Genomic DNA, 21,092 nt, shown 5'->3' with positions numbered 1-21,092 from the left:
GCGGAAGCCTGATCCGGCCCGGTGTGTTCCGGTGAGGTCGCGCCGGTCAGGGGTGGCTGACGAGGTTGGCGACGTTCGACGAGGAGTTGGAGGGGCCGCCGCGTCCGTTGATGACGTGGCGGATGGTTCCGGTGCCGCCGAGCGAGACGGTCACCATGCTCTGGAACCGCACGTTCGGGTTGTCCGGGACCTCGAAGGCGTGCTCGGCGGTCACACCCGGGTTGGAGCTGAAGAAGCAGTAGCTGCCGAGTCCGTACGCCTGGTGGCTGGTGACCGAGTCGGCGACCTTGTAGGCGGCGTAGCCCTGGGTGGAGCCGTTCATCCAGGACGCCTGGTCGGGTACGTCGTACGGCATCTCGTTCTGGTAGAAGTACGTGCGTCCGCCGTTGCCGTTCCAGATCGTCTGGTGCTTCTGGTAGTGCTCGACGAACAGTCCGTACATCGTCACGTCGTCGCCGTTGACCACGAGTCCGGTGTCGGCCCGGTTGCTGTTCCAGCCGATGCCGCTGCCGTGGTCGCCGCGCCAGATCCACATGTGGTCGCCGATGACGTGGTCGCTGTTGACCACCAGGCTCGTGGTGGCCCGTCCCACGGCGGCGCCGCCGACCCGGAAGAACACGTCGTGCAGCGAGGTCGGGTTCGCCGCGTGCGAGGCGGCGGAGCCGGCCGGGCCGACCTCCATCAGGGTCGACGAGTTCGTCGTGCCGGCGTCGAAGAGGATGCCCGCGACCTTGACCCCGTCGACGTCGGCGACCGTCATCGCGGTGACGCCGTTGTCCGGGATGAACGTGGCGAGGCCGAGGCCCAGGACGACGGTGTCGGGCCTGGTCACCTTCAGGGTCTGGTCGAGGTGGTAGACCCCCGGGGTGACCAGGAGGTTCTTGCCCTCGGCGAGGGCGGCGTTGATCTGCGCGGCCGTGGCTCCCGCCTTCACGACGAAGAACTTGTCCATGCCGATCGAGGTGCCCGCCGCGTTGCCGCCGGCCCAGGTGGTGCCCGAGGCGTTGCTGCGGACGGACGGCACGAACACCTGGTAGGCGCCGGCGCCGTCCACGTACAGGAAGGGCTTCTCGCGGACCACGGGCGCCTGGTTCACCGTGGTGTAGGGCGGGTTGGGGAAGCTGGTGGCCGGGACGCCCTGGCTGCCGACGAAGACCATGTTCCAGTTGGAGCCGGTCCAGCTGCCGAGGGTGGAGTTACGGGTGATCCACTGCTGCTGCGTACCGGAGCGGACCTGGCCGTCGATCTTGGTGTCGGCCATGAATCCGCCGCTGGCCCAGCCGCCGTCGTCCAGGGCCAGATTGCCGCGCACGTGCATGCGCCGGTACGGGGCCGCCTGCGAGACGGCCCAGCGGTCGGTGCCGCCCGTCGGGTTCACCGAGAGGTTCTCGGCGCCGCGCCAGAAGTTCTGGGTGGCGTTCTGCGGCGGGAACCAGTCCGCCTCGGCGTGCACGGCGCCGTTGATCGTCACCGAGTCGGGCGACTGGCCGAGCCCGAGGACCTGGGTGTAGAAGCCCACGTTGACGTCGTTGCTGTACGTGCCCGGCTTGAACATCACCGCGTACCGCTGACTGCCGAACTGGTTGGTCTCCTGCTGCCGGAAGATCGAGTCCAGCCGGCCCTGGATGGTGGCCGACGGCATCGACGGGTCGAAGACCACCACGTTGGGACCGAGGTCGGCATCGCCCGGCGCGGTGCTCACCGGGGTCACCTGGAACCGCTGGGCCGCGGAGTTGTTGCACGTGTACTGGACCAGCTGGGTGCTGTCCGCCGTGGAGGCGGCGGGCACGTCCAGGCACTTGCCGCTGTTGCGGTTGACGAAGTGATAGGCGCCGCCTCCCTCGTCGACGGGCTGCCACTGCTGGTTGGTGCCGCCCCCGTACGCCCACAGGTGCACGGCGGCGCTGTCGGCGGTGGACACGTTGCTGACGTCCGCGACCTGGGCCGGATCGTTGCGGTTGTTGATGCGGACGTAGCCGCCGCTGGTGGCGGTCAGGCTCCACTGCTGTGCGGTGGAGCTGTTGCACGTGTACTGCTGGACGGCGGTGCCGTTGACGGTCGCGGCGGCCCGGGCGTCCAGGCATTTGCCGCTGCCGCTGTTGACGACGGTCGCCCAGCCGGACGGCAGGGCCGCGGCGGCGCGCGGAGCCGCCGCGGCCGCCGGGGTGGCGGCCGGGGCGGGCGTGGCGGCCAGGACCGGCCCGGCGAGGGCGCCGGCCGCGAACACCGCGGTCAGCGCCCGCCGTCGGCGGCTCGGGGAGGAGCCGGACGGGCCCCCGCTGGGTCTTCTTCGGACAGTTCTGAGCACGGGTTCTCCTGTGCGGGTGAGACGGCTCGGTGGGTGGCGGGACGGTCAGCCGGCGTACTGGGCGAACACCTTCGTGAAGTCCCAGGGCTGCTGGGCGACGCCCGAGCAGGTGTCGGCGCCGCCGCCGGTGCACGGTCGGTCGCGGTTGACCGACCAGAAGGTCAGCCGGGCGAGGTGCCGCTGCTGCGCGTACCCGAGGATGGTGCGGAAGTCCGCGACCGTGATGGTCTCGTTGTTGTCCGTGATGCCGTTCATCGAGGAGATGCCGGTGTGCCGGTACGCCTGGTCGTCCGTGTAGCCGTAGGCGCTCTTGACCGTGTTCTTCAGCCCCTCGGCCGCGCTGACGGTGAGGTTGCCCATGTTCTGGCCCGCACCGCCGAAGTTGAACGGCATGATCGTCCAGCTGTCCACGGTCAGCCCGGACGCGGACGCCTTGCGGATCAGGCTGTCGTCGGGGCCGTTCTGCCCGGTGCCGAAGGTGACGTACACCTTGATCCCCGGGTTGTTGGCCTTGACCGTCTTCAGCGCGTCGACCGTGCGCTGCTGGACGGCCGGACTGTCGTAGGCCGCGGCCTCGATGTCGATGTCGATCGCCTTGAGCCCGTAGGCATTGATGACCTTCTGGTACGCGGCGGCCAGCTCACCCGCGCTGGAGCAGGAGCTCTCCAGCTTGTTGCCGCTCCAGCCGCCGAAGGACGGGATGACGTCGCCGCCCGCGCCCCGGACGGTGTTGATGGTCTGCTGGTCGACGCCGCCGGCCAGCGGCCTGCCGCCGTCCCACTGCGGGTTGCAGTACCCGTTGCTGAGGACGAAGGCGAGGGTGAACCACTTGACGCCGGTGGCGTTCATGACGGTGGTCGGACTGGGCGGGCTGCCCCAGCCGTTGTAGAGGTACGGGGCGACGGCCATCGCCCCGGCGGGCGGCGTCGTCGGGTCTCCCCCGCCGGTGGGCGCGGTCCACTTCTGGTTGGCGGTTCCCGTGCAGGTCCAGATCTGGAGCCGGGTGCCGTTGGCGGAGCTGTTGCCGGTGGCGTCCAGGCACTTGTCGGCCTGCGGATTGACGATGTCGCGCGCGGCGGTGACGGTCCAGCGCTGGGCCGCCGATCCGTTGCAGTCCCACAGCTGGACCGTGCTGCCGTTCGCCGTACCGGCCGAGGTCACGTCCAGGCACTTGCCGAGCGCCTTGATGCTGCCGTCCGAACCCACGTCCCACTTCTGGGCGTTGCTGCCGTTGCAGTCGTAGAGCTGCACCGGGGTGCCGTTGGCACTGCTCGCGGCGGCGACGTCCATACACTTGCCGGCCAGGCCGGTGATCTGTCCGGTCGCCGCGGCGGCGCCCAGGGCGGGTGATCCGGTCAGGCCCGCCAGCAGGGCGGCGGCCGCCCCGGCACCGAGCACGCCCCGGAGGGCGGGTGCGTGTCTGCGTACGAAGTGACTGCCCATCAGTTGCTCACCGTCCACTTCTGGTTGGCGGCGCCGGTGCAGGTCCAGATCTGCAGCCGCGCTCCGTTGGCCGAACTGTTCCCGACGACGTCCAGGCACTTGTCCGCCTGCGGATTGACGATGTCGCGCGCGCCGCTGACCGCCCAGCGCTGGGCCGCCGATCCGTTGCAGTCCCACAGCTGGACGGTGGTGCCGTTCGCCGTGCCGCCCGAGGCGACGTCGAGGCACTTGCCGAGCGCCCGGATGGTGCCGTCCGCGTTCACGCTCCACTTCTGGGCGTTGCTGCCGTTGCAGTCGTAGAGCTGGACCGGGGTGCCGTTGGCGCTGTTCGCCGCGGCGACGTCCACGCACTTGCCGGCCAGACCGGTGATCCGGCCACCCGTCTCGGGCTGCTGCGTGTCACTGGTGGTGACGCGCACGTGGTCGACGACGAGCTGCTGGGGGAAGGTGGTGTTGCCGTCGGGGTCGCCCGGCCAGTAGCCGCCGACCGCGAGGTTGAGGATGAGGAAGAAGGGCTTGTTGAAGGCCCAGGTGTTGCCGCCGGTGTCGGCGGGCGTGCGGTGCTGGTAGACGTTGCCGTCGACGGACCAGGTCACCGAGTTCGGGGCCCAGTCGATGGCGAAGGTGTGGAAGGCGTCGGCGAAGGCCTGGCCGCTGGGGAGGGTGTATCCGGCGCCGATGCCGGCCGATCCGGAGTAACCGGGTCCGTGCAGGGTGCCGTGGACGGTGGAGGGCTCGAAGCCGACGTTCTCCATGATGTCGATCTCGCCGGAGTTGGGCCAGCCGACCTGCCCGATGTCGTCACCGAGCATCCAGAACGCCGGCCACATGCCCTGGCCACGCGGGATCTTCATCCGCGCCTCGACATGGCCGTAGGTCTGGGTGAACTTCCCCGAGGTGTTCAGGCGGGCCGAGGTGTACTGGCAACTTCCGTACCAGCACTGGTAGTTGTTCGGGTTCTCCTTGCGCGCGGTGATGACCAGGTGACCCTGGCCGTCCAGCGCGGCGTTGCTGTTGCCCGCCGTGTAGTACTGCCGCTCGTGGTTGTTGACGTTGTCGCCGGTCTCTGTCTGCCACTTGCTGCCGTTCACCGCCGAACCGGCGGCGCCGTCGAACTCGTCCGAGAACGTCGTGACCGCGGCCGCGGCCGCCGTCCCGGACATCGGGGCAGCGGAGGCGGGAGCCGGGCCGCCGCCGCCCGTGAGGGCCGTCGTGACCAGGGCGAGGGTGAGAACCGAGAGTACGGAGTGCAGCAGGCGCCGCGTACGGCGTGGGGAGTCCATGACTCTCCCTTCCGGTGCGTGAGGGGGAGGAAGGGGAATCTGTCATGCATATGACATCCACATACATGACAGACACAGGGCGCGGGGGACGTGCGAGAGCTGCGCCGACCGAGGTGGGGGTGCCGTGTGAAGTAACGCGTGCGGGGTGGTGCGACGGCGAGGCCGCTTAGTTCACTACGTGATTTAAGAAGTGAACTATGCGGGTGTCAAGACCTTGGTACATACCACTGGCCGACCACCCGAGATGCGCCCCCGGAGTGCGAAAACGCCCGCACTCCTCCGGTTTCACCCGGCCGGAGGGCGGACCCACCGGCCAAGAGTCGAAGTGACGGAACCGGCTGGAGCCGCCCCGGCCTGCAGACTTTCGCGGAATGTCCACGGGACGGCGCCACCGCCGGAACGCCCCGTTCCGCACGCCGCCGGCGGACTAAATGTCGCGGCGGTGACGTTATGACTGGCCGGAGCCGATTCGTAGGCATGGGCACCGGGCTGAACTGGAGGCATGGCTGTGCACGGTGAGTACAAGGTCCCCGGCGGCAAACTGGTCGTGGTGGACCTGGATGTCCGGGGCGGGGCACTGCGGGACGTACGGGTGGCGGGCGACTTCTTCCTGGAGCCGGACGAGGCGATCCTCGCGATCGACGCGGCGCTGGAGGGGGCTCCGGCCACCACGGACACGGTGGGGCTGGCGGCCCGGATCGACGCGGCCCTCCCCGCCTCGACGGTGATGCTGGGTCTCACCTCGGAGGGCGTGGCCGTCGCCGTACGCCGGGCGCTGGCGCACGCCACGGAGTGGAGCGACTACGACTGGCAGCTCATCCATGACGCGCCGCAGCCCCCCGCCCTCCACATGGCTCTCGACGAGGTCATCACGGCCGAGGTCGCCGCGGGCCGTCGGCCGCCGACGCTGCGGGTGTGGGAGTGGGACTCCCCCGCGGTGATCATCGGCAGCTTCCAGTCGCTGCGCAACGAGGTCGACCCGGCCGGAGTCGAGCGGCACGGGGTCACGGTGGTGCGGCGCGTCTCCGGGGGCGGCGCGATGTTCGCGGAGCCGAGCAGCACCATCACGTACTCGCTGGCGGTGCCCCAGTCCCTCGTCTCCGGGCTGTCCTTCGCCGACAGTTACGCCTACCTCGACGACTGGGTGCTGGAAGCGCTGGGCGACATGGGCATCAAGGCCTGGTACCAGCCCCTGAACGACATCGCGACCGAGGTCGGGAAGATCGCCGGTGCGGCGCAGAAGCGTGTGGTGGGGCCGGACGGGAGGCCCGGGGCGGTGCTGCACCACGTGACGATGTCGTACGACATCGACGCCGACAAGATGCTCGACGTCCTGCGCATCGGCAAGGAGAAGATGTCCGACAAGGGCACGAAGAGCGCCAAGAAGCGCGTCGACCCCCTGCGCCGGCAGACGGGGCTTCCCCGGCGGACCGTCATCGAGCGGATGATCGAGTCGTTCCGCAACCGGCACGGTCTCAGCCGCGGCGCGGTGACCCCTGAGGAGCTGGCCCTGGCCGAGGAGCTCGTCCGCACCAAGTTCGGCACGGCCGAGTGGACCGCCCGGGTGCCGTAGGACCGGTGGTCCGCCCCGGGCCACTACGGCGTCAGGACCACCCGCCGGCCCGGGTCGACCGGGGTGTTCCAGGCCTGTTCGACCTGGTCCAGCGGCACCGGAAGGACGTCCACGGCCAGCGTTCCGGCGGCGATCTCCTGGGCCAGGGAGGGCAGTTCGGCGAGAATGCCGGCGGTGGTCAGCGAACCCTGGCCGCTGCCCATGATGTTCAGGTTCCCCGCGCGCAGCAGGAACGACGGCAGGGTGATCTCCTGGCCGGCCATGGAGCCGATCTGGATCCAGGCCAGGGCCTTGGCGCGGTCGCTCCGGGCGGTGAGCAGCGCGGTCATGGCCAGGACCGCGGGCGGACCCCACAGGTAGTCCAGCACCACATCGGCATCGGCGGCGGCGCGGCCGAGCCGGTCGGCCACGTCCCGGTCGTCGCCGTCGAGCGCGACCACCTCGTCCGCCCCGAGCCCCTTCAGCAGGGCGAGCCGCCCCGGGTCGCGGCCCGCACCGATGACGCGGGCGGCGCCGAGGTGCCGGGCGATCCGGACGGCGAGCTGTCCGGCGTTGCCGGTGGCGCCCATGACCAGGACGGTGCCGCCGGGGCGGAAGGAGACCCGGCGGCGCAGCGCGACCCAGGAGGACATGCCGGGGTTCATGGCCGCCGCGACGGCGGCCGGGTCGGTTCCGGCCGGCAGGGCGACGGCCCGGCGCCGGTCGACGACGGCCCGCTCGGCCATGGTGCCCGGCGCGGAGTCCGCGGCGACGAAGTAGAGCAGTTCACCGTCCGGCGTGCGGCCGACGGCGTCGATGCCGGGGACGAGCGGCAGGGTGCCGTCGGAGGTGTAGTGGCTGCCGTCGGCGGCCGAGCGCACCCGGGGGTGCAGTCCCGCCGCCAGCACGTCGACGAGGACCTGGTGCTCCCCGGAGGCGACGGGGTCGGGGACGGTGTCGTAGCGGGGCGGTGCGTCGAAGGAGTGGACGACTGCGGCATGCATGAGGGTTCTCCCGTCCGGCCCTCGGCACTGGGGGCCGGGGCACGAGGGTGCGACTGCCGCCACCATCTGGTTTGCGGCACGTACTACTTTCAAAAGTAGTTTGCGCCACGTACCAAGTCAACTAGACTCGCCTCCATGACCACCGAACCCACCCCCGCGGGCCTCGCCGACGACCAGCCCCTCGACACGGTGGATGCCCTGGTGCAGCTGTCCTTCCTGGTCCAGCGCGTCCTGACCGCCGTGGGCGGCGAGCACGACCTGTCGGTCATCCAGATCCGGCTGCTGGGCATCCTGCGCGACCGGCAGGCCGGAATGCTCGAACTCGGCGGTCACCTCGGCCTGGACAAGTCCTCCATGACCGGGCTCGTCGCCCGCGCCGAGAAGCGCGGCCTGGTCAGGCGCTCCCCCTCCCCGCACGACGGCCGCGCCGTGCTGGTCTCGCTCACCCCTCTCGGTGCCGAGCTGACCGCCGGGGCCGCCGACGAGATCGGCCGCCGCGTCACCGCGCTCACCGCGCACCTGCCCCCCGGCGAGCGCGAGGTGCTCACCCGGCTCGCCGGCACGCTCGTCTCCGGATCGGCTCACCGCTCGCGCGGCGTGACGAGCCCCGACTCATAGGCGAAGACGACCAGTTGGGCCCGGTCCCGGGCACCGAGCTTGGTCATGGCGCGGCTGATGTGCGTCTTGGCGGTGAACGGGCTGATGACCATGTGCGCGGCGATCTCCTCGTTCGTCAGCCCGCGGGCCGCCAGCGCGCTGACCTCCCGCTCCCGGCGGGTCAGGGTCTCGAAGCCCGGCGCGGTCGCCCGGTCGGGCGGCCGGGCGACGAACTCGCCGATCAGACGGCGGGTGACGGCGGGCGAGAGCAGGGCGTCGCCGCGGGCCGCGACGTGGACGGCCCGCAGCAGTTCGGCGGGCTCGGTGTCCTTGAGCAGAAAGCCCGCGGCCCCGGCGCGCAGCGCGTCGAACACGTACTCGTCCAGACCGTAGTTGGTCAGGATCACCACATGGACCCCGCACAGCAGCGGGTCGGCGGCGATCGCCCGGGTGGCCTCGATGCCCGTCATCACCGGCATCTGTACGTCGACGAGGGCGACGTCCGGGGTGTGCAGCCGGGCCAGCTCCACGCCCTCGCGGCCGTCCGCGGCCTCGCCGACCACCTCGATGCCGTCCTCCGCGTCGAGCAGCGCCCGGAAGCCGGCCCGCATGAGGGCCTGGTCGTCGACGATGAGCACCCGGACCGGGGCGCCGTCCTCCTCGTTCACGCGGCGGATCCGGCGCTGTGCAGCGGCAGTTCGGCGTGGACGGAGAAGCCGCCGGCCGGACGCGGGGCGGCGGCCAGGGTGCCGCCGAGCGCGGTGACGCGCTCCCGCATACCGGTGAGGCCGGTGCCCGCGGTGACGGAGTCGCCCGGGGCGCAGGGGCCGTGGTCGTCGACGTGCACGGTCAGGGCGTCCGGCCCGTAGGCGAGCCGGACGGTGGTCGGGGCCCGGTCGGCGTGCCTGGCCACATTGGTGAGTGCCTCCTGCACGATGCGGTAAGCGGCATGGTCCACGGACACAGGGAGGGGCCTTTCCTCGCCGCTGACGGTGAGCGCGAGCGCGATGCCGGCGCTGCGGGCCCGTTCGGCGAGTTCACCGATCCGGTCGAGCCCGGTGCCGGGTTCGACGACGTCGGTGCGCAACACCTCCAGTGTGGCCCGCAGTTCACGCATCGCCTCGCCGCTCGCCTCCTGGATGGCAAGCAGGGCCGGCTCCACCTCGGTGCCGCGTTTGCGGGCGAGGTGGACGGCGACTCCCGCCTGGAGTTTGACGATCGAGATGGAGTGGGTGAGCGAGTCGTGCAGTTCGCGGGCGATCCGCAGCCGCTCCTCCCCCGCCCGGCGCAACGCGGCCTCGTCCCGGGTGCGTTCGGCGTCGACGGCCCGCTGCTCGGTCTGGCGCAGATAGGCCTGCCAGTTCTTGTCGATGAGCCCGGTGACCCCCGCGCACAGGAACCAGCCGAGCAGCAGCAGGGTCCGCTCCACGACGCCCTCGACGGCCGGCGAGGCGGTGACGAGGACGGCGAAGTAGCCGGTGAGGAAGAGGGCGCCCGCCGCGACGCCCCAGCCTCGGTGCCCGTTGCGGGCGGCCGCGTGCACGGCGGCCAGCACGGGGAACGCCGCCCAGCTGCCCGGGTGCGCGTGCAGCACGTAGCCGGACATGGCGAGCGTCGTGACGACGAGCACCGTACGGGGTGCCCGGCGATGCCCGGCAAGGGCCAGCGACCCGGTCGCGACGAGCACCAGGTCCAGTGCCCCGGGAGCCGAGGCCGCGCAGGCCGCGACGGTGACCGCCGCACCGATCGCGACCGCGAGTACCGCGTCCAGCGACCAGGTGCGGCGGCCGGTGTCCCCCGCGTCCCCCGTCATGTGCCGCACCCTAACTCCCGTACGACACCCGGGGCATCAGCCCTGGGGACCGGCCGGGCACTACTCCCCGGGCAGTAGTTCCGGGCCGCCGCGGGTCGGCCGGGACCGGCGGCGAATGCCTTCGCCGGTACGACGACCCGGGCCCGGTCCGCGGCCCAGCATCGTCACCATGACCGGACCTTTCCGCTACACCTCACCCGTACCTCCCAAGTCGGCGACCGGGGTGGTCGCCGACGTGTACGCCCAGATGGCCACCGACTTCGGGATCGAACGCGCCCCGACCTTCGTCGTCCTGTCCGCATCACCGCCGCTCCTCACCGCGGCCTGGTCCCTGCTGCGCGAGGCACTGCTGGCCGGGCAGGTGTCCCGTACGGACAAGGAGGTGGTGGCGGCCGGGGTGTCGCTCGCCAACCGCTGCCCGTTCTGCGTGGACGCGCACACCGTGCTGCTGCACGCCACCGGCGACCACCGGCTGGCGGAGACGATCGCCCGCGGCGAACAGCCGGCGGACCCCGGCCATCGCGCCCTGCTGGCCTGGGGAAAGGACATGAGCACGCCGCAGCCGTTCCCGCCGGCCGCCGCGCCCGAGCACATCGGAACCGCGCTGGCCTTCCACTTCATCAACCGCGTCGTGTCCTCGCTGCTGACCGAGAGCATGCTGCCCGGTGGTCTCCAGCGCCTTCGCTGCGTACGGAGTGCGGCGGGCCGCTCCCTGGCCCGGACCGTGCGCCGCGAGCTGGTGACGGGGCCGAGCCTGCCGCTGCTCGAAACGGAGGGCGAGCCGCCCGCCTGGGCGAGGGCCACCGCCGTCGGCACGGCATACGGCGCGCTGCGCACCGCGGCGGAACTCGGAGCCGGGCTGCTGAGCGACGAGGGCGCGGCGCTCGTACGGGAATCGGTGGCGGCCTGGGACGGGGTCACCCCGCTCCCCCTGCACGGAGCCGGTCTGCCGGACCGGACCGAGCGGCCGGGCGCCCGGCTCGCCCTGCTCGCGGCGCGCGCCCCGTACCGGATCACGGACGAGGACGTGGCCGCCTGGCTCGCACCGCCGTTCACCGACCACTGCATGGTCCATCTGGTCGCGTTCGGCGCGATCTGCGCCATGGGGCGCGTCGAGGCCACGCTCACCCTGGAGACGAAGGAGCACGCATGACGGTCGCCGAAGCCTGGAACGGACCGCTCGGGCAGCACTGGGCCGCTCATCCGGACCGCTACAACGCCATGCTGGACGGGTTCGACGAGGCGCTGTTCGACGCGGCGTCGGTCAGCGCCGGGGAGCAGGTGGCCGACATCGGCTGCGGGAGCGGGCTCACGACCCGGGGTGCCGCGCTGCGGGCGGCGGGCGGCCGGGTCACCGGGGTCGACATCTCGGAGCCGCTCCTCGCCAGGGCCCGCGAACTCACCCCGGGCGAACGCTTCCCGCACGTCACCTACCGGCTGGCCGACGCGCAGACCTGCGCGTTCGAGCCCGGCGGGTACGACCTGGTGATCAGCCGGGGCGGGGTGATGTTCTTCGCCGACCCCGTCGCCGCGTTCACGAACCTCGCGGGAGCGCTGCGGCCGGGCGGCCGGCTGGCGTTCATCTGTCCGCAGCCCGCGCGGCCGGAGGGGGAGGAGCGCAAGGCGCTGGGACTGCTGGCCTCGCTGCTGGGCCGTGATCACACCACCGAGCACGCGGTGGCCACGGCGATGGCCTCGCTCTCGGAGCCCGAGCGCATCCACGAGGTCCTGGGCGCGGCGGGTTTCACGGGCATCGGGGTGACGGGCGTGAGCGCCGCCACCTGCTGGGGGAAGGACGCGGCGGACGCGGTCGGGTTCTTCGTCTCCCGCACGCCCGGCCTCGCCGTCTCCGACGCCACGCGGGCCGCGATGACCGACGCCCTGCTGCCCCACGAGTCGCCGCGCGGGGTGCTGCTGCGGGCGGGGGTGTGGGTGGTGACCGCGCACACCCCGTAGCCACCCCTAAGGTGCGGCCGGCGGGCGGTGCTCGTACCACCGCCGGTCGGCCTCCAGCTGGGCGGCCAGTGAGATGAGCCGCTCCTCGCTGCGGGAGGGGCCGAGCAGCTGGGCCCCGACGGGGAGGCCGTCGCGGGTGAAGCCCGCGGGGACGTTGATGCCGGGCCAGCCCAGGACGTTCCACGGCCAGGCGTACGGGCAGGCCTCGGTGATCGCCACATCGGTGCGCCACGCGCTCAGCCCGTCGAACCGGCCGATCCGGGGCGGCGGCAGGGCGGTCGTCGGGGTGAGCAGCACGTCGAATCCCTGGCCTGACCGGCCTCGGGAGGGGTGGAACAGGGCGCCGATCCGTCGGTGCTGGCGCACCTCCCGCTCGCGGGCCGCCCGCACCACCCGGCCGCCGAGCCGGGTGCCGGTGCGCAGGGCGCTGCGGGTGCGGGGGTCCAGCAGCGCCGGTTCGGGGTGCCGGGCGGCGAGTTCGGCGATGCCGGCGGTGGCACGGGGCACGAAGCCGAGGCCGATCAGCCCGTAGCGGGGCCGGGCCTCCTCGACGTGGTGGCCGAGCCGGGCCAGCGCCTCGGCGATCTCGGTGACGGCGCGGCGGACCTCGGGGTGGGGTGCCGTGCCGGTGAGGGTGAGCGGGGGACGCCAGGCCAGCGCGATGCGCAGCCTGCCGGGGTCGCGGCGGGCGGCCGCCGAGGCCTCGACGGGCGGCGGGCGGTGCGGGTCGTCGGGGTGCGCTCCGGCCACGGCGTCCAGCAGCAGGGCCGCGTCCGCGACGGTCCTGGCCAGCGGGCCGTTGACGGTGAGCCCCTGGAAGGCGTCGCGGTGCGGGTGGACGGAGATGCGGCCGCGCTGCGGCTTGATGCCGACGAGGTGGGTCCAGGCTGCGGGGATGCGGACGGACCCGGCGCCGTCGGAGCCGAGCGCGGCGGGGACCAGCCCGGCCGCGACGGCGGCGGCCGAACCGCCGGACGAGCCGCCCGGGGTGTGGCCGGTGTGCCAGGGGTTGCGGGTGGCGCCGAAGGCGGTGCCCTCGGTGAACGGCCACTGTCCCAGTTCGCAGGAGTTGGTCTTCCCGACGATGACCGCTCCGGCAGCGCGCAGCCGTCGGACGGCCTCGCTGTCGGCGGTCGCCGGGGGCAGCTCCCCCGCGCAGCCGAAGTAGGTGGGCATCCCGGCGACGTCGGTGTCGTCCTTGACCGCGACGGGCACGCCGAGCAAGGGCAGCCGCTCCCCCGCTTCGAGCCGCCGGTCGGCCTCGGCGGCTTCGGCCAGCGCGGCGTCGGCGCGCAGGTGCCGGAAGGCGTTGAGGGTGCCCTGGCTCGCCTCGATCCGGGCGAGGGCCTCGGTGACGAGCCGGGTGGCGGTGGTGCGGCCGTCCGCGAGGGCCCGCGCGCTGTCGGCCAGCCCGGCCGGGGCATCGATGCCGCTGCCCACGGAATCCGCCGAATCCGTTGAGTCCGTCGAGTCCGTTGAGTCCGTTGAGTCCGTTGAGAACACAGGCTGCCGCCTCCCTCGTACCGTCAGGTGCGTGCGCCTGTCCGCCCGACAAACCTACTGGAGGGTAACGAGTCGGGGGTCCCCACTCAACCGTTTCCGGGGCGGTGTCAGTGCCGCTTGCTACGTTCGCGGGCGGATGTGGACCGGAGCGGACGGCGGCGGAATGACGAAAACACTGGTGGGACGTGCGCGAGCGGAGTTCGAGGGCGAGTTCGAGACACATCTGACGGTACGGACCGCCCCCGGGACGACCGCGGGCGCCGGGCGCGCCGCGGGTGAGGCGAGTGACTCGGGCGACTCGGGCGGCTCGGAGGAGTTCGCCCGGCTGGAAAGCTGGGCCCTGGAGCACGGTCTGAAGCTCACCCGCATCCTGCTGGACCGCGGCGCCACCCCGGACCAGCCGATGCTGACCGAGCGGGGCCGGGGTTCGCTCACCGGCCTGCGTGCCGCGGCGGGTCTGCGGTCGGCTGCGCTGCGGGCGGCGGGCTTCTCCGTCGTCCGGGTGAAGATCGAGGCCGCCCCGTGGAACGCCGGAGTGCCGCGGACACCCGCCGAGGCCGCGGTGCTTCCCTCCGTCTGCCACTTCGAGCACCACGTCAAGCTCCTGCTCCACGGTGAGCCGGAGGTCGCCCTCGCCCGGGACATCGCCGTACGCCACGACGCGCACCTGTCCCGCAACGCCCGCCGCACCACGGGCCGCGGCCGCCACGAACGGTTCGTCACCCAGCGCTGCCGCGGGGTCGGGCGCCCCGGTGCGCGCGCCCGACTGGACGCACTGCTGGCCGCGTTGGGGGCTGCCGGGCTCGATGTGCTGGAGTGCGAGGAGGAGTTCGTGGTGTACGACGACCGTCCGGCGGTGGACGCGGGCTGGATCGAGGAACGCTCCCGGCCGGTCGCCTGACCGGCACCGGCGTGCCTGGAGCCCGTCCCCCGCCTGTGCGGTGCCGCTCACGCGCGGGCGGCACCGCTACAGGCGTACCGCCGGCTACGGCTGGACCGTGATCTCACCGATTCCGGTACCGAGCCCGGCGCAGTGCGCGGTCGACTGGCCGGACTGGCCCGGGTTCAGCGTGACGTGCTCGCCGTCCACGTCCGGGGACCAGCCGCAGACCAGGTGCACCCAGAAGGTCTGCGTCGCGGAGCCGTTGTTCCGGCAGAGCGCGTAGCCCGTGTAGTCGTCGATGGCGTGCTTGCCCGTCTCGCAGGACAGGCCCGGCGTGGTCGCCGCCGGTGCGGCCGCCGAGGCGGCCGTGGCCAGTCCGGTGGACACCGCGAGTGCCGCGGTCAGCCCCGCGACGGCGGTGCCGCGCAGAACGGCCCGGGACAGACTCCGCATGGACTTCTTCATGTTTCCCTCTCGGTCGTGACGAACTCGGTGCCTGGCAACCGCCCCCGGCCCTCTTAACCGAAAACGCCTCAAGACGTCACGCTGTGCACACACCGGGAGGGCGGCGGAGGGCGCCGCCGGGCGGCCGTCCCTCGCCCGGCGTACGCTCGAACGACCGGATCGCGGACCCGAACAGTCCCGCCACGACCCTTCGAGGAGGCGACGTGACCGGTCCACACCTAGGCACACGCCCGGCCGCATGGGCCGCGGCGCTCGTGCTCTCCGTCACCGGCAGCGGCATCATCGGCAGCGGCGTGGCCCACGCGGAGGACATCGACACCCTCACCGCCCAGCAGATCGCCGACCGCTCCCGCGACGCCCTGCTCAGCGCCCACTCGATGCACCTGAGCACGAGCGGGGACCTGGGCCGGGGCAGCACCCCCATGTCCCTGGAACTCACCCTCGACCGGGACGGCAACTGCAACGGGTCGGTGGACCTGGGCGACAGCCAGGGGTCGGCGCTGATCGTGAAGCGCGGGGACGACATCTGGATCAAGCCGGACGCGGCCTTCTGGAAGAACCAGGTGCCCAACGGCGGGTCGGCCTTCGCCGCGATCGTGGGCGACCGCTACATGAAGGGCTCGGCCGACGATCCCCGGCTGAGCGCCCTGACGAAGACCTGCGACCTCAACACCTTCCAGAAACTCGTCAGCGACAACGCGAACAACGACACCGGGACACTCAACAAGGGCGAGACGACCACGCTCGGCAAGGCGTCCGTCGTCCCGCTGACCAGGATGCGGGACAACACGACGCTGGTGCTGGACGTGGCGGCCACCGGCAAGCCCTATCCGCTGCGGCTCACCATCGAGGGCAACGGCGCGGACGCGGTCGTGGGCTTCTCCGCCTTCGACCGGCCGGTGCCCAGGACCACGCCGTCGCCGGCCGACTCGTTCGACGTCAGCGCGCTGCTGGGCCGCTCGACGAGCCCGGTGTGACGTTCTCCCTCCCGGTGAGCAGTACGTACAGCACCAGCGAGGAGGCCAGCCCGACCGCCCAGCCGTAGTCGGCGAGTGGCCGCAGGAACGGGATCAGGCCGTCCGCCGGGAACGGCCCCTTTCCGGGCTCCGAGTGCGAGCCGCCGACCGCCAGGACGCCGCCGACGGCGAAGGCGGTGACGGCCCGCCAGTTCCAGCCGTTGGTGTACCAGTAGCGGCCGCCGGGCCGGTACAGGTCGGCGAGGTCGAGGACGGTGCGCCGGACGATCCAGTAGTCGGCGATCAGGATGCCCGCGACCGTGCCGAGCAGACCGCCGACGAGGCCGAGCCAGGTGAAGATGTACAGCTCGGGCGTCTCGGTGAGCTTCCACGGCATGATGACGACTCCGACGACGCCCGTGACCAGCGCGCCCGTACGGAAGTTGACGAGCTTCGGCGCGAGGTTCGCCAGGTCGTACGCGGGAGAGACGACGTTGGCCGCGATGTTCACGGAGATGGTCGCGACCAGCACGGTCACCAGGGCGTACAGCAGCCCGAACACGTTGTCGGTCCTGGCGACGAGCTGGACCGGGTCCCAGATCGCCTCGCCGTACACGGCCTGCGAGCCGGAGGTGACCAGGACCGAGAGCAGCGCGAAGAGCGTCATCGTGGTGGGGAGTCCGAGCGACTGGCCGCGGATCTGGGCACGTTGGCCGGCTCCGAAGCGGGTGAAGTCGGGGATGTTCAGGGAGAGCGTGGCCCAGAAGGCGATCATGCCCATCAGGGAGGGGAAGAAGACCGGCCAGAACTCCTTGCCCCAGCCGAGCTTCGATGGCTGGTCCAGCAGCGGGCCGAAGCCGCCCGCCTTCACGGCGACCCAGACCAGCAGCACCAGCGCGCCGACGATGACGAACGGTGCCGCCCAGTTCTCGAACCGGCGCAGGGTGTCCATCCCCCGGTAGATGATGGCGAGTTCGAGGGCCCAGAAGAGGATGAAGCAGAGCCAGAGCGTCCACGGCTGCCCGCCGATCTCGGCTGCGTTCGCCCAGCCGCCGAAGATCTTCCCGAGCAGGGTGAAGATGCCGACGCCGCCGATCCAGGTCTGGATGCCGAACCAGGCGCACGCCACCGCGGCGCGGATCAGGGCGGGCAGGTTGGCGCCGCGCAGCCCGAACGAGGCGCGGGCAAGCACCGGGAAGGGGATGCCGTACTTGGGTCCGGCGTGCCCCGTCAGCAGCATGGGGCCGAGCACGATCAGATTGGCGAGCGCGATCGTGAGGACCGCCTGCTTCCAGTCCATGCCGAGGGCGACGAGGCCGGAGGCGAGGAGCCAGGACGGGATGTTGTGGGCCATGCCGACCCAGAGGGCGGCGAAGTTGTACGTGGTCCAGTCGCGCCGTTCCAGGGGGACGGGCAGCAGGTCCTCGTTGACGAACCGGTTGTCGTCGGGCGCGGCACCGGTGGGGAGTTCGACGCGGTCGGGGGCCGCGGGTATCCGGTCCCTGGGTGGTGGTGGCGGTGCGGTCGATGTCATGGCGGCTGGACCCTTCGCTCGGGGACGGTGCCGTGCGGGGCGGGGCGCGGGGTATTGCGTACGACCGGAGGGACGCGGCGGTCAGTCGGACAGGGCCGGGATGATCTCGGTCCCGTAGGCGTCGATGGTCGCCTCGCGGGCGTCGTGCATGTTGTAGACGGCGAACTGGTCGACGCCCAGGTCGCGCAGGGCCCTGAGCTTCTCGATGTGTGCCTCGGGCGGGCCCAGCAGGCAGAAGCGGTCGACGATCTCGTCGGGCACGAAGGTGGTGTCGGGGTTCCCCGCGCGGCCGTGGTGGCTGTAGTCGTACCCGGAGCGTCCGGCGATGTACGCGGTGAGGGCCTCGGGTACGAGTCCGGAGTGCTCGCCGTAGCGGGCGACCAGGTCGGCGACGTGGTTGCCGACCATGCCGCCGAACCAGCGGCACTGCTCGCGGGCGTGGTCGAGGTCGTCGCCGACGTAGGCGGGTGCGGCGACGCAGATGGTCACGGAGTCCGGGTCCCGTCCGGCCTCGGCCGCCGCGTCCCGTACCGCCTTGATCATCCATTCGGTGAGGAACGGGTCGGCGAGCTGGAGGATGAATCCGTCGGCCTTCTGCCCGGCGAGCGCCAGTGCCTTGGGGCCGTACGCGGCCATCCAGACGGGCAGCCGGCCGTCCTTGACCCAGGGGATCTGCACCGGCTGCCCACCGACGTCGGCCTCGCGCCCCTCGGCGAGGTCGCGGATGACGTCGATGGCCTCGCCCAGCCTCGCCAGGGTGTTGGGGCTGCGTCCGGCGACGCGCATCGCGGAGTCGCCGCGGCCGATGCCGCACACCGTCCGGTTGCCGTACATGTCGTTGAGGGTGGCGAAGGTGGAGGCGGTCACCTCCCAGGTGCGGGTCCCCGGATTCGTCACCATCGGCCCCACGACGAGGCGATCGGTGTGTTCGAGGATGCGGCTGTAGATGACGAACGGCTCCTGCCAGAGCACAGCCGAGTCGAAGGTCCAGCCGTAGCGGAAGCCGTTGCGCTCGGCACGGCGCATCAGGCCGACGACGGCCGAGGCCGGCGGGTCCGTCTGGAGGACGAGTCCGAAGTCCATGCCGGGTGCTCCTAGTCCACGTGCTGACAGGTGGCGGTCTTAAGAGCCTCGGGCGCGCTCGGGTGAGACACGCGGGCAGAGGCTCTGGGCGTTGCCTCGAACGATGGGCTCCGGCAGATCCTTCCACAGGAGGCGGCACCGGACCGTGCACCGACGCCGCCGGGAACGCGCGTCGCGGAGGGATGATTCTGGACCTGTTCACGGGCTTTGGGAAGAGGTCCTCTACGCGCGTCCACTGATCGCGTGTCAGCAGGCCGGCACGGCACGGCCGCGTGGCCGCGGACCCGGCGGCCCATCCGCCCCGGTCCCCCACGGCGCGCCGCGATGACCTGATGGAGGAGGCCGCGCTCTCCGACATCGAGGTGGTGATCAGCCTGGTCCCCGGACGACCCGCCGGGCGCCGGCCGGGCGGGAGCGAGGCCGGTCCCCCATCCTTGACACCTCGTCAACCCGTCTTATGCCATCGGTCATCCACACCCGCACAGCGAGTGGTGGAACCTCGGATAAATGGTGACCATATCGACACCCCGTCACGCTCTGGTGAAGGCGTGCCCAGGAATTCTCCTTGACAACCTCTCGAGCCGAGTGATCGACTCCGTCCCGGACATGACTGGGAACGTGACCAACTCCGTTCCACAGCAGTGGCATTGGGGGGAATGTTGTCCAGTACCGGGGAACGGACCGGGCTGTCCCGGCGCAAACGTGCCGTGGCCGCGGTGGCGGCGGGCGCTGTGGTGCTCTCGGGTGCCGCCGTGTGGACTTCGGCCTTCGTCAAGTCGCCCGCCCAGGCGGCCGCCGACGCCGGACCGCCGGCCCTCGATGTGCTCACGGCGCCGGTCGAGCGGCGTGTCCTGGCCGACACCGTCGTCACCCGCGGTACCGTCTCCGCCTCGCAGACGGTCGAACTCGCCCCGGCCGGCGCCACCGTGGACGGGTCGGCCGCACCCGTCGTCACCAAGGTGATGGTCCGCTCCGGTCAGACGTTCGCGGCGGGCCGGGTCCTCCTGGAGGTCTCCGGCCGGCCGGTCTTCGCGCTGCCCGGCGCCCTCCCCGTCTACCGCGACCTCAAGCCCGGCAGCCACGGCGACGACGTACGCCAGCTCCAGCAGGCCCTCAAGTCCGTGGGCCACTCCACCGGATCCGACCCGTCCGGCACCTACGGCACCGGCACCAAGCAGGCCGTCGCCGCGCTCTACGCCGCCATCGGCTACGAGCCCGTTCCGGCCTCGGGCATGGCCGAGGGCTCGGAAGGCGACCCGGTCGCCGCTGCCCGGGACGGTGTGAAGCAGGCCCAGCGTCAGCTCGACGGGCTGCTGCGGACCGAGCCCGGGAAGAAGCAGGACGCCACGGCGGTCCGCTACGCCCGCGAGGATCTGGCCGAGGCGCGGACGCACCTCGCCCAGGCCGAGGCGAAGTCGGGCCCGATGGTCCCCGCGTCCGAGGTGGTCTTCCTCTCCGGCTTCCCGGCCCGTGTCGACTCCTTGACCGCCAAGGTCGGCGGCGAGGCCGGCGAGAAGCTCGCGACCGTCTCCGCCGGGCGGCTGGTGGTCAAGGGGTCGCTGGGCGCCCAGGAGAAGGACCTGATCCGTCCCGGCCAGAAGGTCGAGTTGCTGTCCGAGGTCTACAGCGAAAAGGTGACCGCCACGGTCACCTCGGTGGCCGACGCCCCCACCGCCGCCGAGGGCGGCGACCAGGGCGAGGCCGCGGACAGCCAGGGTTACGCCGTCGTCGTCAAGCCCGACACCCCGCTCCCCGCCCGGCTCGCCGGGCAGGACGTCCGTCTGACGATCGAGGCCGCCACCTCGGGCAAGAAGGTGCTCGTCGTCCCGGTGTCCGCCCTCTCCGCCGGGGCCGACTCCCGCACCAGCGTCACCGTCCTGGGCGCTTCCGGAGAACGGCACCGCGTCGAAGTCCGGGCCGGCACCTCCGGGGACGGCTACACCGAGGTCGTTCCCGCCGGGGGCGCTCGGCTCTCTGCGGGCGACAAGGTCGTCGTGGGCGTCGCACGGTGAGCGACACCCAGGTCGCACCCCCCGTCGTCGAGTTCCGGGGCGTCGGCCTCACCTACCCCGGGCCACCGCAGGTGCGGGCGCTGCGGGAGTGCGAACTCGCCGTCCACCGGGGCGAGTACGTCACGGTCGTCGGCCCTTCCGGCTCCGGCAAGTCGACCTTCCTCAACATCGCGGGGCTGCTCGACGCGCCCACCGAGGGCCGCTACCTCCTGGACGGGACCGACACCGCAGCCCTCGGCGACGCCGACCGCACCTGGCTGCGCGGGCGACGGATCGGGTTCGTCTTCCAGAGCTTCCACCTGCTGCCGCACCGCTCCGCGGTGGAGAACGTGATGCTGGCCATGGTCTACAACTCCGCCGAGCGCCGCGGCCGCGCCGGCCGGGCCCGCGAGGCGCTGGAGCGTGTCGGCCTCGGCCACCGCGCCGACGCACTGCCCAGCAGGCTGTCCGGAGGTGAACAGCAGCGTGTCGCCGTCGCCCGCGCGCTGGTCGCCCGGCCCTCGCTGCTGCTGTGCGACGAACCGACCGGCAACCTCGACACCGCGACCGCGGAGTCGATTCTGCGTCTCCTGGACGAACTGCACCGCGACGGCATGACCCTCCTCGTGATCACGCACGACCCGGATGTCGCGGCGCGCGGCCAGCGCACCGTCACGATCCGGGACGGCGTGCTCAGAGAACAGGTGGTGGCCGCGTGAGG

General features: G+C 72.1%; 18 protein-coding genes. 8 read left to right on the top strand and 10 right to left on the bottom strand.

Features of this window, described 5'->3' with window-relative positions:
- Nucleotides 1–46: 46 nt before the first annotated feature.
- The 3 genes from OG408_RS32955 to OG408_RS32945 all read right to left on the bottom strand — a co-directional run bounded on the left by OG408_RS32955 (nucleotide 47) and on the right by OG408_RS32945 (nucleotide 5,034).
- Nucleotides 47–2,227 carry an RICIN domain-containing protein gene (locus OG408_RS32955; RefSeq protein ID WP_442806152.1) on the bottom strand — a complete coding sequence of 727 codons (2,181 nt, stop codon included), beginning with the start codon at nucleotides 2,225–2,227 and terminating at the stop codon, nucleotides 47–49.
- Nucleotides 2,228–2,353: 126 nt separating this feature from the next.
- Nucleotides 2,354–3,751 (bottom strand): ricin-type beta-trefoil lectin domain protein, encoded by a 1,398-nt coding sequence (locus OG408_RS32950; protein WP_266784861.1) that lies wholly within the window; start codon nucleotides 3,749–3,751, stop codon nucleotides 2,354–2,356.
- Entirely contained in the window at nucleotides 3,751–5,034 is a 1,284-nt protein-coding gene (locus tag OG408_RS32945; RefSeq protein ID WP_326673486.1) for a ricin-type beta-trefoil lectin domain protein, read from the bottom strand. The genes OG408_RS32950 and OG408_RS32945 overlap by 1 nt, the downstream gene beginning before the upstream one ends.
- A 508-nt stretch (nucleotides 5,035–5,542) precedes the next feature.
- Here OG408_RS32945 and OG408_RS32940 point away from each other — a divergent pair.
- Nucleotides 5,543–6,607 (top strand): lipoate--protein ligase family protein, encoded by a 1,065-nt coding sequence (locus OG408_RS32940; protein WP_326674629.1) that lies wholly within the window; start codon nucleotides 5,543–5,545, stop codon nucleotides 6,605–6,607.
- Between the two features lie 23 nt (nucleotides 6,608–6,630).
- On the opposite strand, the gene OG408_RS32935 is transcribed toward OG408_RS32940, so the two are convergent.
- On the bottom strand, nucleotides 6,631–7,590 hold the full coding sequence (locus tag OG408_RS32935) for a quinone oxidoreductase family protein (RefSeq protein ID WP_326673484.1): 960 nt from the start codon (nucleotides 7,588–7,590) through the stop codon (nucleotides 6,631–6,633).
- 135 nt (nucleotides 7,591–7,725) lie between these two features.
- Between OG408_RS32935 and OG408_RS32930 the strand changes: the two genes are divergently transcribed.
- Nucleotides 7,726–8,208, top strand: coding sequence for a MarR family winged helix-turn-helix transcriptional regulator (locus tag OG408_RS32930; RefSeq protein WP_266784855.1), 483 nt, complete (start codon nucleotides 7,726–7,728; stop codon nucleotides 8,206–8,208).
- Here OG408_RS32930 and OG408_RS32925 read toward each other — a convergent pair.
- Together OG408_RS32925 and OG408_RS32920 are read right to left on the bottom strand one after the other, a co-directional pair.
- Nucleotides 8,172–8,798 (bottom strand): response regulator, encoded by a 627-nt coding sequence (locus OG408_RS32925; protein WP_442806151.1) that lies wholly within the window; start codon nucleotides 8,796–8,798, stop codon nucleotides 8,172–8,174. The genes OG408_RS32930 and OG408_RS32925 overlap by 37 nt on opposite strands.
- A gap of 53 nt (nucleotides 8,799–8,851) precedes the next feature.
- Nucleotides 8,852–10,000: a sensor histidine kinase gene (locus tag OG408_RS32920; RefSeq protein ID WP_266784851.1), complete on the bottom strand. Its 1,149-nt coding sequence runs from the start codon at nucleotides 9,998–10,000 to the stop codon at nucleotides 8,852–8,854.
- Nucleotides 10,001–10,169: 169 nt separating this feature from the next.
- Here OG408_RS32920 and OG408_RS32915 point away from each other — a divergent pair, with 169 nt between their 5' ends.
- Nucleotides 10,170–11,153, top strand: a complete 984-nt coding sequence (locus OG408_RS32915) for a carboxymuconolactone decarboxylase family protein (protein WP_326673481.1) — start codon at nucleotides 10,170–10,172, stop codon at nucleotides 11,151–11,153.
- Nucleotides 11,150–11,956 carry a class I SAM-dependent methyltransferase gene (locus OG408_RS32910; RefSeq protein ID WP_326673479.1) on the top strand — a complete coding sequence of 269 codons (807 nt, stop codon included), beginning with the start codon at nucleotides 11,150–11,152 and terminating at the stop codon, nucleotides 11,954–11,956. The genes OG408_RS32915 and OG408_RS32910 overlap by 4 nt, the downstream gene beginning before the upstream one ends.
- A gap of 6 nt (nucleotides 11,957–11,962) precedes the next feature.
- On the opposite strand, the gene OG408_RS32905 is transcribed toward OG408_RS32910, so the two are convergent.
- Nucleotides 11,963–13,396, bottom strand: a complete 1,434-nt coding sequence (locus OG408_RS32905) for an amidase (protein WP_266784845.1) — start codon at nucleotides 13,394–13,396, stop codon at nucleotides 11,963–11,965.
- A 241-nt stretch (nucleotides 13,397–13,637) separates the two neighbouring features.
- Between OG408_RS32905 and OG408_RS32900 the strand changes: the two genes are divergently transcribed.
- Complete coding sequence (locus tag OG408_RS32900; RefSeq protein ID WP_326673477.1) at nucleotides 13,638–14,360, top strand: hypothetical protein; 723 nt, start codon at nucleotides 13,638–13,640, stop codon at nucleotides 14,358–14,360.
- An 84-nt stretch (nucleotides 14,361–14,444) separates the two neighbouring features.
- Here OG408_RS32900 and OG408_RS32895 read toward each other — a convergent pair whose 3' ends face one another.
- On the bottom strand, nucleotides 14,445–14,807 hold the full coding sequence (locus tag OG408_RS32895) for a hypothetical protein (RefSeq protein ID WP_326673474.1): 363 nt from the start codon (nucleotides 14,805–14,807) through the stop codon (nucleotides 14,445–14,447).
- Nucleotides 14,808–15,010: 203 nt separating this feature from the next.
- Here OG408_RS32895 and OG408_RS32890 point away from each other — a divergent pair, with 203 nt between their 5' ends.
- Nucleotides 15,011–15,784: a hypothetical protein gene (locus OG408_RS32890; protein WP_266784840.1), complete on the top strand. Its 774-nt coding sequence runs from the start codon at nucleotides 15,011–15,013 to the stop codon at nucleotides 15,782–15,784.
- On the opposite strand, the gene OG408_RS32885 is transcribed toward OG408_RS32890, so the two are convergent.
- Nucleotides 15,747–17,297: an NCS1 family nucleobase:cation symporter-1 gene (locus tag OG408_RS32885; RefSeq protein ID WP_326673472.1), complete on the bottom strand. Its 1,551-nt coding sequence runs from the start codon at nucleotides 17,295–17,297 to the stop codon at nucleotides 15,747–15,749. The genes OG408_RS32890 and OG408_RS32885 overlap by 38 nt on opposite strands.
- An 81-nt stretch (nucleotides 17,298–17,378) precedes the next feature.
- Nucleotides 17,379–18,380 carry a TIGR03842 family LLM class F420-dependent oxidoreductase gene (locus OG408_RS32880; RefSeq protein WP_326673470.1) on the bottom strand — a complete coding sequence of 334 codons (1,002 nt, stop codon included), beginning with the start codon at nucleotides 18,378–18,380 and terminating at the stop codon, nucleotides 17,379–17,381.
- A gap of 656 nt (nucleotides 18,381–19,036) precedes the next feature.
- Between OG408_RS32880 and OG408_RS32875 the strand changes: the two genes are divergently transcribed.
- A complete protein-coding gene (locus OG408_RS32875; RefSeq protein WP_326673468.1) occupies nucleotides 19,037–20,392 on the top strand; it encodes a peptidoglycan-binding protein in 1,356 nt (451 codons plus the stop codon).
- On the top strand, nucleotides 20,389–21,090 hold the full coding sequence (locus OG408_RS32870; protein WP_266784832.1) for an ABC transporter ATP-binding protein: 702 nt from the start codon (nucleotides 20,389–20,391) through the stop codon (nucleotides 21,088–21,090). Before OG408_RS32875 ends, OG408_RS32870 begins: the two co-directional genes overlap by 4 nt.
- Nucleotides 21,091–21,092: the final 2 nt, after the last annotated feature.

Source organism: Streptomyces sp. NBC_01257 (assembly GCF_035917255.1).
In the GTDB taxonomy this organism is placed as follows: domain Bacteria; phylum Actinomycetota; class Actinomycetes; order Streptomycetales; family Streptomycetaceae; genus Streptomyces.
Note: the sequence above shows the minus strand (reverse complement) of the source record. Positions and strands in the feature narration are given on the sequence as shown.

Coding starts and splice junctions, on each gene's coding strand:
- OG408_RS32895 (WP_326673474.1), bottom strand. CDS start 14,807: ATGAAGAAGTCCATGCGGAGTCTGTCCCGGGCCGTTCTGCGCGGCACC.
- OG408_RS32875 (WP_326673468.1), top strand. CDS start 19,037: ATGTTGTCCAGTACCGGGGAACGGACCGGGCTGTCCCGGCGCAAACGT.
- OG408_RS32880 (WP_326673470.1), bottom strand. CDS start 18,380: ATGGACTTCGGACTCGTCCTCCAGACGGACCCGCCGGCCTCGGCCGTC.
- OG408_RS32925 (WP_442806151.1), bottom strand. CDS start 8,798: ATGCGGGCCGGCTTCCGGGCGCTGCTCGACGCGGAGGACGGCATCGAG.
- OG408_RS32930 (WP_266784855.1), top strand. CDS start 7,726: ATGACCACCGAACCCACCCCCGCGGGCCTCGCCGACGACCAGCCCCTC.
- OG408_RS32920 (WP_266784851.1), bottom strand. CDS start 10,000: ATGACGGGGGACGCGGGGGACACCGGCCGCCGCACCTGGTCGCTGGAC.
- OG408_RS32885 (WP_326673472.1), bottom strand. CDS start 17,297: ATGACATCGACCGCACCGCCACCACCACCCAGGGACCGGATACCCGCG.
- OG408_RS32915 (WP_326673481.1), top strand. CDS start 10,170: ATGACCGGACCTTTCCGCTACACCTCACCCGTACCTCCCAAGTCGGCG.
- OG408_RS32935 (WP_326673484.1), bottom strand. CDS start 7,590: ATGCATGCCGCAGTCGTCCACTCCTTCGACGCACCGCCCCGCTACGAC.
- OG408_RS32950 (WP_266784861.1), bottom strand. CDS start 3,751: ATGGGCAGTCACTTCGTACGCAGACACGCACCCGCCCTCCGGGGCGTG.
- OG408_RS32945 (WP_326673486.1), bottom strand. CDS start 5,034: ATGGACTCCCCACGCCGTACGCGGCGCCTGCTGCACTCCGTACTCTCG.
- OG408_RS32910 (WP_326673479.1), top strand. CDS start 11,150: ATGACGGTCGCCGAAGCCTGGAACGGACCGCTCGGGCAGCACTGGGCC.